Below are 14,556 nucleotides of genomic sequence, written 5' to 3' on the forward strand. Positions count from 1 at the left end.
AACGAAAGGCCCCCTACACGCCCACCTCCACCCACGCCCCCAACTCCACAGACCGACTCATCGCACCCACCGCCGCAGCGCTCCACACCGCATCCGCCAACGTCGCCCCGTAGGGCGTCCCCTCACCCACCGACCGCACAAACCGCTCCGCCTCGATCACCTTCAGATCGTCGTACCCCATCGCATTCGCCGCCCCCGGCTGAAACGCCCCGAACTCCCCGTCGCCCGGCCCGACGAACACCGTACTGACCGGCTGGTCCTGGTAAGACGCGCCGGTGCTCACGCCCAGCTCGTTCATCCGGCGGAAGTCCCAGAACACCGCGCCCTTCGTGCCGTGCACCTCGAAGCCGTAGTTGTTCTGCTCGCCGACCGACACCCGGCACGCCTCCAGCACCCCCCGGGCGCCCGAGGTGAAACGGAGCAGGCAGGAGACGTAGTCCTCGTTCTCCACTGGGCCCAGCTCACCGCCCGAAGCCCGGGCGTGCCCGGCCGTCGCGCCCGTCGGACGGGACCGTTCGGGTACGAAGACGGCCGTGTCGGCGATGAGCGCGGCGATGTTGCCGAGCAGGAAGCGGGCCAGGTCCGCGCCGTGCGAGGCGAGGTCGCCCAGCACTCCGCTGCCGCCGCGTTCCCGCTCGTATCGCCAGGTCAGGGCCCCGTCCGGATGGGCCGCGTAGTCGCTGAACAGACGGACGCGGACATGCGTCACCGTGCCGATCCCGCCGGAGGCGATGAGCTGCCGGGCCCGCTCCACGGCAGGGGCGTTGCGGTAGTTGAAGCCGACCGTGCCCTGTACGCCGGCCTTGGCGACCGCGTCGGCGACCGCGCCCGCGTCGGCCGCCGACAGGCCGACCGGCTTCTCGATCCAGATGTGCTTGCCCGCCTCGGCCATCGCGACGCCGATCTCCCGGTGCAGGAAGTTGGGCGCGGTGATGCTCACGGCCCCCACCCGAGGGTCGTTGGCGATGTCACGCCAGTCCCGGGTCGTCGAGGCGAACCCGAACTGCGCGGCGGCCTCCTCGGCCCGGCCGGGCACCTCGTCGGCGACCATGACCAGCTCGGGCCGCAGCTCCAGCTGGGGGAAATGGTGCGCCAGGCGGACGTACGCCTGCGTGTGCACCCGCCCCATCCAGCCGAACCCCACGACGGCGACACCGAGCGTATTTGCCATGACTGACAGCCCCTCTTCGGACCGGTCCGGATCGTTTCCCACTCACCCTCGGCGGCGTCGGCCTTTCCTGTCAATACTTTGACAGGACATAAGGACCAATGAGGTGTCGCCGGTTTCAGGCCCGGTACTCGCGCAGCTTCCGGTAGAGCGTCGCGCGGGCGATGCCCAGGTCCGTCGCCGTACGCGCCTTGTTGCCGCCGTTGCGGCGCAGCGCCTGGAGGATCGCGGTGCGCTCGGCGTGCTCCATCGGGCTGAGCGGGCGCACGGCGGGCCCTTCCCGTACCGGATCGGGGAGTTCGGATCGCCTGACCGGCCCCGCCGCTCGCCGGTTCTCCGCCAACGTCCGCACCAGGTGGGCGAGTTCGGTGAGGTTCCCGGGCCACGGATGGCGTTCCAGCGCCCGCAGCGCGTCCAGCGTCCAGGTGAGCGGTGGCGTGCCGCCGGCCGGCCTCGGAGCCAGCGCCGGGAGCAACTCGCGGATGTCCTCGGGGCGTTCACGCAGTGCGGGCAAGGTGACCGAGCGGGCGGCCAGCGTGTCCAGGAACCGCTGGAGACAGGGGCCCGGGGGAGTGCCGGGTGTGTACGTGGCGAGCAGCCGGACGTCCGGACGCTCGTCGAGGAGCGTGTTCAGCGCCGCGACGTCGGACTGGGCGAGCCGCTCGGCGTGCCGCAGGAGAAGCGGTCGGCCGTGCGTCAACTCGGCGTCGGGCAGGTCGAGTTCGGGTGAATCGGCGGCGTCGCGGACCAACGGCTCGGTGGCGCCCAGCAGTTCGCGGGCCAGCGTGGTCTTGCCGGAGCCGCGCTCCCCGGTCAGCAGGAGCGGTTCGTTCCCGCGCGCCAACTCCGTTGCCCGGCGCACCGCGTGGAGCCACGGCACCGAACTCCCCCCGTGCCGCCCCGCCACCACCCGTGGCACCGCCCGTAGCGCGGTCCGTACCCCCGTCCCCGCCTCGACCGGCTCCAGGACGGCGACGATCCCGAGCAGCCGACCGCCGCCCTCCTCCCGTACCGGACGGAACTCGGCGCTGCAGCCCGCCCCTTCGGGCAGCGCGATGTCGTACGACACGACAGGCGCCGCCGACCGGACCAAAGCCCGCGCGCCCCGCTCCAGCGACTCCAGCACCTGCGGCGACACCAACCGCACCGCCGCCTCGCTCACCAGCCGGTTGCGCCCGTCCAGGGCCACCACCGCACGCTCCTGCCCACCGCCCTGTCCCCTCGCCGCCCGTGCGTACGCGGCGAGGAGCGTCCGCTCCGCCGACCGGGAGCGGGCCAGCAACTCCGCCTCCACCGCCGCCGCTGCCGCCTCCGCGAGGGCCGCGCCGGGATGCGGGCCCTCGCCGGCGCACAGCTCCGAGGTGACGGTGATCGTGCCGAGGGGCCGGCCGGACTCCGGGGCGAACACCGGCACGCTGACCGCCGACACGTCCTGCCACGCGTCCAGGAAGTGCTCGGGGCCGTGCACCTCGGCGCGCCGCCGCACGCGCAGGGCGAGCGCCGCGCTGTTGTGCCCGACCTCCCGCTCGGCCAGATCGCGGCCCGCCTGGCCCCCGGGAGCGTCGCCCGCCGCCCACAGCACCCGCGGCCGTTCGTCGGTGAGCAGCAGCGCCGAGCGGGCGCCGAGCGCCGGGGCGAGCCGTTCGAGGACAGGCCGGGCCGCCGCCGACAGCGCCGACCCGGCGGACGGTTCGTCGGCGGAACCGGCCCGGCGCACGTCGTGCCGTACCCCGAGGAAGCGGGCGCGCCGCCAGGCCGCCACCGTCTCGTCGGGGACGTCGGCGGGCAGGGGGCGCCCGGTCAGGAACCGCTGGCGTGCCTGACTGAGCAGGAGGAGGGCGGGAGATTCGTCGGCTGTGCTCATGGCGCCAGTCACGGTATCGGGCCGGGTCCGGCGACCGTCGGGGAGGTACAGAGGGCGTACGCGGGTGTCTCGTATTGAGACACCCAAGGACGGCCGTTCCGCTCCACGATCATCGATGGCCGCCTATTCTTCCCCGCGCGCGGCATACCCAGCGTCTGGAGTGCTTCCCGTGCATACCGTTGTCGACACCGATGTACTGATCGTGGGCAGTGGCCCCGCCGGCGCGTCGGCCGCGCTCGCGCTGAGCACCTACGGCGTACCCAACATCGTCGTCACCCGGTACGCGAGCCTCGCCGACACGCCCCGCGCGCACATCACCAACCAGCGCACGATGGAGGTCCTGCGCGACCTCGGCGTGGAGCAGGACGTGGTCGCCAGGGCCACGCCCCAGCACCTCATGGGCAACACCACCTTCTGCACCAGCCTGGCCGGCGAGGAACTGGGCCGGGTCCGCTCATGGGGCAACGACCCGCTCGTCCAGGCCGCGCACGAACTGGCCAGCCCCACCCGCATGTGCGACCTGCCGCAACACCTGATGGAGCCGGTCCTGGTCGATGCCGCTGTCGCCCGCGGCACCCAACTCCGGTTCCAGACCGAGTACCTGACGCATACTCAGGACAACTCCGGCGTCACGGCCACCGTCCGTGACCGGCTGCGCGGCGACACGTACGAGATCCGCGCCCGCTATCTCATCGGAGCGGACGGTGGCCGTTCCAAGGTCGCCGAGGACGCCGGACTGCCCATGGGCGGCCAGATGGGTGTCGCCGGCAGCATCAACATCGTCTTCGACGCCGACCTCACCAAGTACACGGCCCACCGCCCCTCCACCCTCTACTGGGTCCTCGCCCCCGGCGCCACCGTCGGCGGCATCGGCGCGGGCCTCGTCCGCAACGTCCGCCCCTGGAACGAGTGGATGATCGTCTGGGGCTACGACGTGACCGCCGGCGCCCCCGACCTCACCACCGAGTACGCCGAGGGAGTCGTCCGCAGGCTCGTCGGCGACGACGACATCCCCGTCACCATCAAGTCGTCCTCGGCCTGGACGGTCAACGAGATGTACGCCGAGACCTACGCCAACGGGCGCGTCTTCTGCGCCGGTGACGCCGTCCACCGGCACCCGCCGTCCAACGGGCTCGGCTCGAACACCTCCATCCAGGACGCCTACAACCTGGCCTGGAAGCTGAAACTGGTCCTCGACGGCGCCGCCGCCCCCACGCTGCTCGACAGCTACACCGCGGAACGTGCCCCCGTCGGCAAGCAGATCGTCACCCGCGCCAACAAGTCCATCGCCGAGACCGCCCCCATCTTCGAGGCCCTCGACGGACTCTCCCCGCAGACCCCCGAGGAACTGTGGGCCAACATCGCCGCCCGCAAGGACGCCACCGAGGCCGCCGCCGCACAGCGCGCCCGGCTGCGCGAGGCGATCGCCGCCAAGGTGTACGAGTTCAACGCCCACGGAGTCGACCTCAACCAGCGCTACGAGTCCGGCGCGATCGTCCCGGACGGCACCCCCGACCCCGGCTTCGCCCGAGACCCCGAACTGCACCACCAGCCCTCCACCCGCCCCGGCGCCCGCGTCCCGCACGCCTGGCTCACCTCGGGAACCCGCACCCTGTCCACCCTCGACACCGTGGGCCGGGGCCGCTTCACCCTCCTCACCGGCATCGGCGGCGACGCCTGGGTACGCGCGGCGAAGGCCCAGCCCCTCGACATCGCCACGGTCGTCGTCGGCCCCGGCCAGGAGTACGAGGACCCGTACGGCGACTGGGCCGGCCTCAGTGAGATCTCCGACGCTGGCGTACTCCTCGTACGCCCGGACGGGTTCGTCGCCTTCCGACACGCCGAAGCGGCCGAGGACGCCGAACAGTTGCTGACGGACGCGCTGCGGCAGATCCTCGGACATGCCTGACGGGACAGCACAGGACGGACGGGACGAGGAGCGCGGCATGACCACTGAACCCACACCACATGACGACGGTGAGGGCGCCGGATTCACGACCGCCGTCACCGAGGCCGTCGTCGACAGCATGAGCGGGACCGCCGACCCGCGCCTGCGCGAGCTGCTCACCGCCCTCACCCGGCACCTCCACGCCTTCGTACGGGAGACCGAGCCGACGATGGAGGAGTGGGAGCGGGCCATCGGCTTCCTGACGGCGACCGGGCAGACCTGCACCGACACCCGGCAGGAGTTCATCCTCCTGTCGGACGTCCTCGGCGTGTCGATGCTCGTGGAGACCCTCAACGGCCACCGGGACCCGGGTGCCACGGAGTCGACCGTGCTCGGTCCCTTCCACATGACCGAGTCGCCGGTACGGGAACTCGGCGCCGACATCGACCTGGTGGGCGCGGGCGAACCCTGCGTGGTCAGCGGACGGGTGCTCGACCGGGACGGAACTCCGTTGCTCGGAGCGGTACTTGACGTCTGGCAGGCCGACGCCGAGGGTTACTACGACGTCCAGCAGCCGGACGTCCAGCCACCGGGCAACGGTCGCGGGCTCTTCACCGCCGACGCGGAGGGCCGCTTCTGGTTCCGCACCTGTGTGCCGAGCCCGTACCCGATCCCTACGGACGGCCCGGTCGGCGACCTGCTCCACGCCACCGGCCGGCACCCCTACCGTCCCGCCCACATCCACTTCATCGCCACCGCCGGGGGCCACGAGCCCGTCACCACCCACATCTTCGTCGCGGGCAGCGACTACCTCGACTCGGACGCCGTGTTCGCGGTGAAGGAGAGCCTGGTCCAGGACTTCACCGAGACCGACGACCCGTCCCTGGCAGCCGAGTTCGGCGTCCCGAACCCCTTCCGGCACGCGCGCTTCGACCTCGTACTGGAGAAGTCGGAAAAGGCGGAGAAGTCGGAGAGGAAGCCGTGAGCGGCGCAACGGACTTCGTGTACGAGGCCCAGCCGATGCGGGTCGTGCTGCGGGCCGGGGCCGCCGTGACCGCGACGGCCGGGGAAGCCGAACGGCTGGGCCTGCGACGCCTGCTGGTGGTGTGCGGGACACGCGGGAAGGACACCGCTCAGGCGGTCGGCGACTCGCTCGGACCGGCCCTGGCGGGTCTGCACGACGAGGCGAGGATGCACGTCCCCGTCGAAGTCGCCGACCGGGCGGTCGAGGTGGCGCTCGCGGTGGGCGCCGACGGGTGTGTGGCGGTCGGCGGCGGCAGCGCGATCGGCCTCGGCAAGGCGATCGCGCTGCGCACCGGGCTGCCGCTGATCGCCGTGCCCTCCACCTACTCCGGCTCGGAGATGACCCCCGTCTGGGGCCTGACCGAGCAGGGCGTGAAACGCACCGGCCGCGACCGGTCCGTCCTCCCGCGCAGTGTCGTGTACGACCCCGAACTGACCCTCTCCCTGCCGGTCCCGCTCTCGGTCACCAGCGGCATCAACGCGATCGCGCACGCGGTGGAGGCCCTCTACGCCCCCGACGCCTCGCCGCTCGTCTCCCTGATGGCGAGGGAGGGCGTACGGGCGATGGCCGAGGCGCTCCCGGACGTGGCCGCCGACCCCGCGTCCCTCGACGCGCGCGGCCGGGCCCTGTACGGGGCGTGGCTGTGCGGCTCCTGCCTCGGCGCCACCACGATGGGCCTGCACCACAAGCTGTGCCATGTCCTCGGCGGCGCCTTCGGCCTGCCGCACGCCGAGACCCACACGGTGGTCCTGCCGCACGCCCTGGCCTACAACGCGCCCGCCGCACCGGACGCGGCCGACGCCGTCGCCCGAGCGCTGGGCGGCGCACCCGATGCCCCAACCGCCCTGTGGGAGCTGGCCGGACGCCTCGGCGCCCCGCGTTCCCTCGCCGAACTGGGCCTCACCGAGGCCGACATGGCGGTCGCGGCCACCCAGGTCACCGGTCAACAGCCGTACGCCAACCCGCGCGAGGTCACACCGGAGGGCGTACTCGGCCTGCTGCGCGCGGCATACCGGGGTGCGGCGCCCGGAACGACGGCCTGAGAACAACGAGAGCAGAACGACACAGAAGTACGGCAGAGAAGTACGACGCACAGGTACGGCACAGAAGTACGGCAAGTAAGTACGGCAAGTAAGTACGGCAGAAAGGTAATCCTCATGGCCCTCGCACTGCTCAGGCGCCTGCGTTCCAAAGGCGTCACCGATCGCGAGGGCCTCTCACTCGCCCTGCCGCCCGGAGCCGGCGCCCTCGGCTGCGAGGTCCTCGACCCGCTGGGCCAGCCCATGGGCGGCGCAGAGGTGACGGTGAGCGCGACCGGCGTCCACCAGGTGGTGGCACGCGGTACGACGGACCCGTACGGCTACTTCCTCGCCGTGCTGCCGGCGGGCAGCTACAGCCTCATGGTCAGCGCCGAGGGGCTGACGCCGTACCGCGAGAGGGTAGATCTCCTCGACGGCGTGATGCTCCCGGCGCAACGTGTGCGGCTGGAGCCGGCCCGGCCGCTGGATCTGCCGGTGCCCGGCAGCTGGCTGTTCGACCCGCCGCACACCGCGATCCGGTTCATCGCCAAGCATGTCGGCATGGGCCATGTGCACGGCCGCTTCGAGCGGTTCGAGGGCGGTATCCAGGTGGCGCGGACGATGACCGACTCCCGGGTCCAGGTCCGTATCGACGCGTCGAGCATCACGACCGGGAACCGGACCAGGGACAACCATCTGCGGTCGGCGGACTTCCTGGACGTCGAGCGCTATCCGCACATCGACTTCGTGAGCTCGCGTTTCTCCTACCGGGCCGGTGCGAAATGGGTGGTGCAGGGGTCGCTCACGATGCACGGGGTGAGCCGCTCCATGTCGCTGGACACGACCTACCTGGGGTCGGTCAACGGCGGCTACGGCGAGGAGTTGCGCTGCGCGGCCCTGGCCCGGGCGGAACTGCATCGCGAGGACTACACCCTCAACTGGCGTTCCATGCTGGCCCGGGGCATCGCCGTGGTCGGCCCGACGGTCCAACTGGAGCTGGACATACAGGCGATGTACAGGACGCACGGCACGCCGACGCCGCCGGAATAGCCAAGAAGTCTGCCGGGAGTCCCTGAACATTTCCTTCCGAGTGACCCGTTCGTGGTGTGGGCATGCCAATCTGACCGAGCGCCTTTCCCCGGGGCGTCATTCGATCAGGAGGCCCCCGTGACCAGACATGTCCGCACCCGCAGAGCCTCGCTCGTCCTCGGCAGCGCGGTCGCGCTGGTCGTCGCCCTCCCCGGTACCGCCCTCGCCGACCCGCCCGGCGCCCTGCCCGCCAACGCGGACAGCACCGAGCAGACGTACCAGCCGGCCTACGACTACGACACGGACGGCTGCTACTCCAGCGCCGCCATCGGTCCCACGGGCATCCTCAACGGTGGCCTCAAACCGTCCGGCGCCCTCAACGGGCAGTGCAGGACCGCCGCCCACCTCGACAACACCAACGGCTACGCCCGCTACAAGTGCAACAACGGCTGGTGCGCGATCATCTACGGCCTCTACTTCGAGAAGGACCAGGCCGTCGCGGGCAGCGGCATCGGCGGGCACCGGCACGACTGGGAGCACGTGGTGGTGTGGGTGCGGGACGGCGTGGCGCAGTACGTCTCGACGTCCAACCACGGCGGCTTCACCGTCCACAACCGGGACGAGGTCCGCTGGGACGGCACGCACCCCAAGATCGTCTATCACAAGGACGGCATCAGGACGCACTGCTTCCGCCTCGCGGGCAGCAACGACGAGCCGCCGGAGAACCACAAGGGGACCTGGCAGTTCCCGGCGCTCGTCGGCTGGAACGGCTACCCGTCAGGCGTCCGCGACAAGTTGACCTCCGCCGACTGGGGCAGCGCCAACTTCGGCCTCAAGGACGGCAACTTCAACTCCCACCTGGCGAAGGCCATGCCGGCGGGCATCGCATTCGACCCGAGCGCCTGACACCGCTCCGGTCACTCGCAGCCGACGCCGTCGCCGTCCCGGTCGAGATGCGGTGCGTAGCCGGGATCACCGACATGCACCGGGGCGGCTCCGGCGGCGCGGGCCGCCGCGCAGTTCTGGTAGTACACGTCGCCGCCACCGGAGCCCCCGTCGCTTCCGGAGCCCCCGTCTGATCCGCCGTCGGATCCGGTGTCGGCGTCCACTGCCGGTTCGGCCGTCACCGTCCTCGTCGCCCGCACGGTGACCGTGGCGGCGGGTTCGGGCGTGGCGGTCTCGGTGGCCGTAGCCGTGGCCGTAACTGTGGCGGTCGCCGTGGCGGTGACGGTCGCGGTCGGCCGTGGGTCGGCGGACACCGGGTCTTTCCCGTCCTCCTGGCCGCCCCCACTCATGGCGAGGCCGATGACGAACGCGAGCCCGATGGCGGGCAGCACGAATCTCTTACGCGCCCATCTCGGGCCCCGCCGGTCCGGTGCCGGGCTCGGTGGCGGAGTCTGGGGCGGGTTGCCGGGAGTGTTGTACGGGTTGCTCATGCTCGTCCCCCCTGTTGTGTTTCGGGTGGGACGACGTTAGAGCGTCGGTTGGGGCGATAAGGGTCCCTTGGTGTCCCGGTGACCGTTCCGTGACCGCTCGGAGGCACGGGCGGGTGTGCGGTAGGGTTTGTCTGTGCGATCACGCCGGGCAACCGCGGGTCGACGCACCGGGACGTGGCGCAGCTTGGTAGCGCACTTGACTGGGGGTCAAGGGGTCGCAGGTTCAAATCCTGTCGTCCCGACTGGTCGTCCCGACTGGAGACAGTCGCAGGTGAGGGCCGGTTTCGGAGATATCCGAAACCGGCCCTCGGCTGTTCTTGGAGACCCCTCGACGATGAGGGCCGACACTCCCGAAAACACCCCACCCACGAGCTCGTTGACATCTCGCACGCCATGCCAACGACGGTTGTCACCCTTCGGTGCCACCGATTACGGGGCAGAGTCGTTCGTTTGACAGACCCCAGCGGGTAGATGACTGCTCGGCGGACGGTCCCTGAGCCAGGTCATCGCGGCCGTCGCAGCCCATCGCGGCGAAGGCCGTTGGCGGTGAGGTCCCGCTCCGGTGACTGACCGGGGCTGAGGGCTATTCGGCCCACCGGACGGAGTCCTCGAGCGGGCAGCGCGCGCTCCGGTGGAGCGGTGTGGTCGTGGCCCGTCCGGTGCGCAGGACCGCCAGGACCTCGTTGTCCCCGTCGGGGCCGAGTCCGGCCGCCGGGCTACCGAACTCGGCGCCCAGCGGCTGGACGGCGTATCCGGCCTCGGTCAGTGCGAGCCAGATGTGCATCAGTGTGGCTCCCGCTTCGAGGCGGTCGGCGACGGTTCGGCGCGGGCCGCGCAGGACGAGCACGGCCCCGCAGTCGCGCAGCCTCCGTGCCCGGACGCCGGCCGCCGCCGAGGCCAGTTGGCGGACCAGCGCCCGCGGTACCGCCTCGCGGTCGACGGCGCGGGCGAGCACGCCGGTCGCCCCCGAGAGGTCGAGGAGGTCGCGGGGGTCCCCGAAGGAACGGTGGCCGCTGTCGTTCCGTGCGCGTTCCCGCAGCCAGGCCCGGAGTGGGGCGTCCGACGCCGGATCGGCGGCCATGGCCGAGTCGAGCTCGGTCCGGGCGAGCCGGGCCAGGGCGGTGGGGCCGGTCACCGTCTCCAGGACGAGGTCCCGCTCGGCGCACAGCAGCTCGATCCGCTTCGCCGTCGCCGTGTCGAGAGGGGTGCGCAGCAGGCCCTCCCGGTGGGTGGAGCGCAGGCCGAGCGCGCCCTGCCGGACGAGGACGTCGTCGCGGAGGCGGTCGCAGTGGAACCGGCCGACGAACGCGGACGTCCCGTCCTCGTCGGCCGGCTGATCCGACGCGGTCGAGGCCTCCCACTTGCCGTGCGCCAGGTAGGCCATGGATCCCAGAGCGCAGCCGAGGCTCTCCGCCCAGCCCAGCGGATCCCGGACAGCGGCGGGCCAGCGCTGCGGGTCGTGCGCCAGCCGCACCGTGCGGTCGTCGAGGAGTTCGAACGCCCACGGCTGGGCGTTGAAGGCGGAAGGAGCGAGCCGGGCGCCGTCCAGCACGGTGGCGAGCCGCTCGGGCAGCGGGCGCGGGGGCTGTGGCGGGGCCGAGGGCCGGAGGGGACCGCGCCGGGCGGCGGCGCGCAGCGCCAGACGGGACCGTGCGATCTCCACCGGCAGCCTCGCCCGGTGCAGCAGGGCGGCCGGGCGGGTCATGACCGCGGCGTGCACGTCCAGGGTGATGATGTCCCGTGTCCTGCGGTTCATGAGCAGGTCCACGACCGCTCTGGCGGTCAGTGTGGCCAGGCCGAGGACGCAGTAGCCGATCTGCGGCCAGGCGCCCCCGTTGACGATCCGGTCCGTCTGTACGGCCAGGAAGTCGCTGGGGACCTGGGTTTTGCCGATCCACCGCAACGATTCCCACACGCGGTTCTCGCGGTGCGCCTCGGCGCTCGCCCTGCCGTAGAACGGCACCGGGTTGCGCCGGTAGTCGAAGACGTACAAGGTCGGTTTCCCGCCGAAGTCCATACCCGCCAGGACGGGGATGCCGAGCCGGGCCGCCCGCTCGTGCAGTTGGTACTTGACCCAGGACGACATCGTCGGGTCGATGCCGTCGAAGACGATGTGAGCGCCGTCGAGTGCCTCGTCGAGGTTCTCCAGGGTCAACCCCTGCGGATAGGCGGTCACTTCGGCCGACGGGTTGAGCGCGCGAATCCGGTCGGCGATCGCCTCGGGCTTCGAACGGCCCAGGTCGGCCTGTACGCAGGCCTGCCGGTTCAGGTTCGAGACGTCGAAGGTGTCGGGGTCGGCAAGCCGGAAGCGCAGCACACCGAGCCGGGCCAGTGGTTCGACGACCCCGCCGCCGCCTCCGCATCCCGCCACGAGCACGGTCGCGGCGCGTACGGCCGCCTGTTCCCGTTCGCTGAGGATGCCGGCGTTGCGGCTCACCGCCTCGGCCCCGGCGGCCACCACGTCGATGTCCGCCCGGTGGGTGTCAGTGGCCATGGCTGGTTCCGTTCGCTCGGCGCTCGTGTGGGGTCCGCGCTCCGGCAGCGGTGGAGCGAAGTGCCGTACGGCGCTGGTGGGAGGGGGGCCGGGGGTGTGTTCGGCTCATGCGCGTTCCAGTTCCGGGTGGTGGCCGCCTGCGGCGAGCACCGGTGCGGGCCGTCGTGCGTCGACGACGTTGTCGGACGGGCGGGGAGCCGGTCCACGGGCGAGGTCCGCGGGCGCGGGGGCCGAGGTGGGGCAGGCGGACCCGCCGACCGGGAACCGCGTCGTCTGCTGGGGCCTGATCCGGGGCGGCCAGCAGTGCGGGACGAGGATGTCGAGAGCGTAGGCGCGGGCGACCAGCGCGGACCGGGTGGGGGCCTTCAGCTTCCTCAGCATCGCGCTGATGTGATACTCGACGCCGTGGCTGCTGAGGCCGAGCCGGGAGGCCAACTGCTGGGTGGACAGCCCGGCGGCCACGCCTTCCAGGATGCGGGCGGGCACCTCGGCGAGCGCCGCGGCCAGTGGGAGTGGGGGGCTGTGGACGGCGTCCGGGACGATGATCGCGATCGCGGCGCAGTCGGTGCGGCAGACGTGCAGGACGGTGTCGAGCGCGATGCCCGTGACCAGACAGTCCCTGTCCGTGAGGTTCCCGTCCACGAGCATCAGGCGGATGCTGAAGTTACCGCACCGCCCGTCGACGAGCTGGGAGAAGTGTTCCTCCAGGCTCGCCGCGGCCGTCGGGTGGAAGAGCCGTGACAGGGGTTCCCCCGTCATCTCCTCGAGAACGATCCCGAACTGCTCGCAGAGCGCGTCGTTCGCCTCCACGACCCGGAGGCCGGTGTCGAGATGGACGATGCCGAGTGCCGCGGTGACCGCCGGCGGGGGCGCTGGTGTCGACGGGTCCCCGGACTTCGCCCCGACGGGCTCTGGGTGTGGCTCCAGAATCGTGGCCTTGGGCAGGATGGACAAGGCAGTACCTCTTTCGGGCGGGGCCGGAAGGGACCCGGGTGTGCAGCGCTCGGCCGGCGCCGGTGGAGTGTCCTGTGTCGGGCGCCCTTGTCTCTTTCGTCAGGTTGGACTGAGAAGGCCGTGTGGGGGACCCGGTTCTCCATCGGACGGGGGTGGGGGAGAGCCGTCCGACCGCCGCGGGGCGTGGTCGTACGAGGTCTCCTGGTGGGGCGGGTCTGCGGTGGCACCTGGTCTTTCCCACCACCACGCTTCTTTTCCACCAGGCCCGCCGGAGCGAGTTCCGCATAGCGGATCCTGGTGCGGTCCACTGCTCGCGCAGACACCCCCGCCGATTCGGCGATGTCTTTACGGCGGCACCCCTCGCCGGCCCATAACACGATGGGGTCCCTTAATGCCATATCTACCGTCACGTGCCAGTCCGCCGCCAACACGCGTAACTCTGCCAGCTGTCCCGAAGAGAGGTTCATACCCTGCCCGATGAACTGAAGGTCATAAAGCGAACAGAAACCGGATAATGAGATGCTAGGGGGTGAAATCCTGGCCTCCTTCGCCCGCTTGGCGCCTCGGTACCGAACGACGGATGTTCGAGTCGGCGCCGGGAGTGAACGCTTGGTTCCGGTGGCCGATTATTACACCGCTGTCGATCGCGACTCCAGAGTAAAATCGCTAATTGTGTGCACCGCCGAGGTGCTCTCGCGGCGGGATCCGGTCCGGCTGTGCTGTGCCAAAGCCAGGTGCGACAGGCAGGTCGGCGCACGCGCGGGACGCCGTGGGCAGCCTTCGAGGACGGCCTTCTCCGCGAGGGGTGAACCGGTGCCCGCCATGCCCGCCCGCCCGGCGCCGTCACTGACGCGGTCGGCGCAACTCCTCTGGGTGTAGGTACGGCCCACCGTGATCACGAACGTTTGTGACGACGTATCAAAAACCAGCTGCTGCGCCCGGCGTGAGACCCGTACCACGGCGGCGGAGATGGTCACCTCCTCCCGAAGGGCCGCGCCGCGGACGAGGAACGCCGCGGAGCGGGCCGCAACTGGAAGGCCCGCCAGGTGATCAACACAGCTGCCGCACCAGTGGATGAGCATGCGGACCGGACGCCGAACGAAGGACACCCGCGAGTACAAGTGGCCCTGGCTCGATGCCCGGTCGCCCTCGGCCGCGGCCGCCACCGAGCCGCCGCACGAGCCTGCCACCAGCGCCGACACACCCTTCAGGGCCAGCCATGACCAGGGCTGCGGCTGCCGTGTCCGACGCCAACCCAAGCGCGAAGACTAAGGGTTCTTCTAGTCGACCGTCGTTCTGTGGCCCTTGTATGGTCGCACTGCCTCCGCAGGTCGGCCCCATTCGGCACTACAGGAGACTTCCCAATGACGAACATCGAATCGACCATCAAGCGCATCCTGGTCGACGATCTCTTCATCACTGTTCCGCCGTCCGAGATCGGTCTGGACGATAATTTCCGAGATGTCCTCGGACTCGACTCGCTCGGATTCACCGAACTCCGCACCCAGTGTGAATACGCCTTCGATATCACCATCTCGGACGAGGACTTCGTCCCGGACCACTTCTCCTCGGTCCGGACTCTGACCCAGTTGGTGTCGCGCAGACAAGCGGCCCTTCCGGACGAGGCAAGTGTCCAGTGACCGGGACAACGAACACCGAGGTCGCGCGTGAACCGCGGAC

General features: G+C 71.0%; 12 protein-coding genes and 1 tRNA gene. 7 read left to right on the top strand and 6 right to left on the bottom strand.

The features are described 5' to 3' along the window. Positions 1-13 precede the first annotated feature (13 nt). Both ADL01_RS31095 and ADL01_RS31100 read right to left on the bottom strand, forming a co-directional pair. Entirely contained in the window at positions 14-1,171 is a 1,158-nt protein-coding gene (locus ADL01_RS31095) for a Gfo/Idh/MocA family protein (RefSeq protein WP_053745369.1), read from the bottom strand. A gap of 115 nt (positions 1,172-1,286) precedes the next feature. Further along, entirely contained in the window at positions 1,287-3,032 is a 1,746-nt protein-coding gene (locus ADL01_RS31100; RefSeq protein WP_053745345.1) for a helix-turn-helix domain-containing protein, read from the bottom strand. Positions 3,033-3,201: 169 nt separating this feature from the next. Between ADL01_RS31100 and ADL01_RS31105 the strand changes: the two genes are divergently transcribed. The 5 genes from ADL01_RS31105 to ADL01_RS31125 all read left to right on the top strand — a co-directional run bounded on the left by ADL01_RS31105 (position 3,202) and on the right by ADL01_RS31125 (position 8,898). After that, positions 3,202-4,941 (top strand): FAD-dependent oxidoreductase, encoded by a 1,740-nt coding sequence (locus ADL01_RS31105; RefSeq protein WP_053745346.1) that lies wholly within the window; start codon positions 3,202-3,204, stop codon positions 4,939-4,941. A gap of 37 nt (positions 4,942-4,978) precedes the next feature. Beyond that, on the top strand, positions 4,979-5,905 hold the full coding sequence (locus ADL01_RS31110) for an intradiol ring-cleavage dioxygenase (protein ID WP_053745347.1): 927 nt from the start codon (positions 4,979-4,981) through the stop codon (positions 5,903-5,905). A 35-nt stretch (positions 5,906-5,940) separates the two neighbouring features. Continuing rightward, the gene (locus ADL01_RS31115) at positions 5,941-6,987 is read left to right on the top strand and encodes a maleylacetate reductase (RefSeq protein WP_420719757.1); all 1,047 of its coding nucleotides are present in this window, start codon (positions 5,941-5,943) and stop codon (positions 6,985-6,987) included. A 114-nt stretch (positions 6,988-7,101) separates the two neighbouring features. Beyond that, positions 7,102-8,013: a YceI family protein gene (locus ADL01_RS31120; RefSeq protein ID WP_053745349.1), complete on the top strand. Its 912-nt coding sequence runs from the start codon at positions 7,102-7,104 to the stop codon at positions 8,011-8,013. 117 nt (positions 8,014-8,130) lie between these two features. Further along, a complete protein-coding gene (locus ADL01_RS31125; RefSeq protein WP_053745350.1) occupies positions 8,131-8,898 on the top strand; it encodes an NPP1 family protein in 768 nt (255 codons plus the stop codon). An 11-nt stretch (positions 8,899-8,909) separates the two neighbouring features. Here the strand turns inward: ADL01_RS31125 and ADL01_RS31130 are convergent, their stop codons facing one another. Beyond that, complete coding sequence (locus tag ADL01_RS31130; RefSeq protein WP_053745351.1) at positions 8,910-9,428, bottom strand: excalibur calcium-binding domain-containing protein; 519 nt, start codon at positions 9,426-9,428, stop codon at positions 8,910-8,912. Positions 9,429-9,596: 168 nt separating this feature from the next. Here ADL01_RS31130 and ADL01_RS31135 point away from each other — a divergent pair. After that, positions 9,597-9,670 (top strand) — tRNA-Pro (locus tag ADL01_RS31135). Positions 9,671-10,011: 341 nt separating this feature from the next. Here ADL01_RS31135 and ADL01_RS31140 read toward each other — a convergent pair. The 3 genes from ADL01_RS31140 to ADL01_RS31150 all read right to left on the bottom strand — a co-directional run bounded on the left by ADL01_RS31140 (position 10,012) and on the right by ADL01_RS31150 (position 14,078). Further along, positions 10,012-11,922 carry a ThiF family adenylyltransferase gene (locus ADL01_RS31140; protein WP_053745352.1) on the bottom strand — a complete coding sequence of 637 codons (1,911 nt, stop codon included), beginning with the start codon at positions 11,920-11,922 and terminating at the stop codon, positions 10,012-10,014. Between the two features lie 105 nt (positions 11,923-12,027). Beyond that, on the bottom strand, positions 12,028-12,876 hold the full coding sequence (locus ADL01_RS31145; RefSeq protein ID WP_053745353.1) for a helix-turn-helix transcriptional regulator: 849 nt from the start codon (positions 12,874-12,876) through the stop codon (positions 12,028-12,030). Positions 12,877-13,505: 629 nt separating this feature from the next. Next, a complete protein-coding gene (locus ADL01_RS31150; protein ID WP_053745354.1) occupies positions 13,506-14,078 on the bottom strand; it encodes a hypothetical protein in 573 nt (190 codons plus the stop codon). A 162-nt stretch (positions 14,079-14,240) separates the two neighbouring features. Between ADL01_RS31150 and ADL01_RS31155 the strand changes: the two genes are divergently transcribed. After that, complete coding sequence (locus ADL01_RS31155; RefSeq protein ID WP_053745355.1) at positions 14,241-14,516, top strand: acyl carrier protein; 276 nt, start codon at positions 14,241-14,243, stop codon at positions 14,514-14,516. Positions 14,517-14,556 lie beyond the last annotated feature (40 nt).

This window comes from Streptomyces sp. NRRL WC-3618 (assembly GCF_001280005.1).
Taxonomy (GTDB): domain Bacteria; phylum Actinomycetota; class Actinomycetes; order Streptomycetales; family Streptomycetaceae; genus Streptomyces.

Coding starts and splice junctions, on each gene's coding strand:
- ADL01_RS31130 (WP_053745351.1), bottom strand. CDS start 9,428: ATGAGCAACCCGTACAACACTCCCGGCAACCCGCCCCAGACTCCGCCA.
- ADL01_RS31095 (WP_053745369.1), bottom strand. CDS start 1,171: ATGGCAAATACGCTCGGTGTCGCCGTCGTGGGGTTCGGCTGGATGGGG.
- ADL01_RS31100 (WP_053745345.1), bottom strand. CDS start 3,032: ATGAGCACAGCCGACGAATCTCCCGCCCTCCTCCTGCTCAGTCAGGCA.
- ADL01_RS31110 (WP_053745347.1), top strand. CDS start 4,979: ATGACCACTGAACCCACACCACATGACGACGGTGAGGGCGCCGGATTC.
- ADL01_RS31120 (WP_053745349.1), top strand. CDS start 7,102: ATGGCCCTCGCACTGCTCAGGCGCCTGCGTTCCAAAGGCGTCACCGAT.
- ADL01_RS31155 (WP_053745355.1), top strand. CDS start 14,241: ATGACGAACATCGAATCGACCATCAAGCGCATCCTGGTCGACGATCTC.
- ADL01_RS31115 (WP_420719757.1), top strand. CDS start 5,941: ATGCGGGTCGTGCTGCGGGCCGGGGCCGCCGTGACCGCGACGGCCGGG.
- ADL01_RS31140 (WP_053745352.1), bottom strand. CDS start 11,922: ATGGCCACTGACACCCACCGGGCGGACATCGACGTGGTGGCCGCCGGG.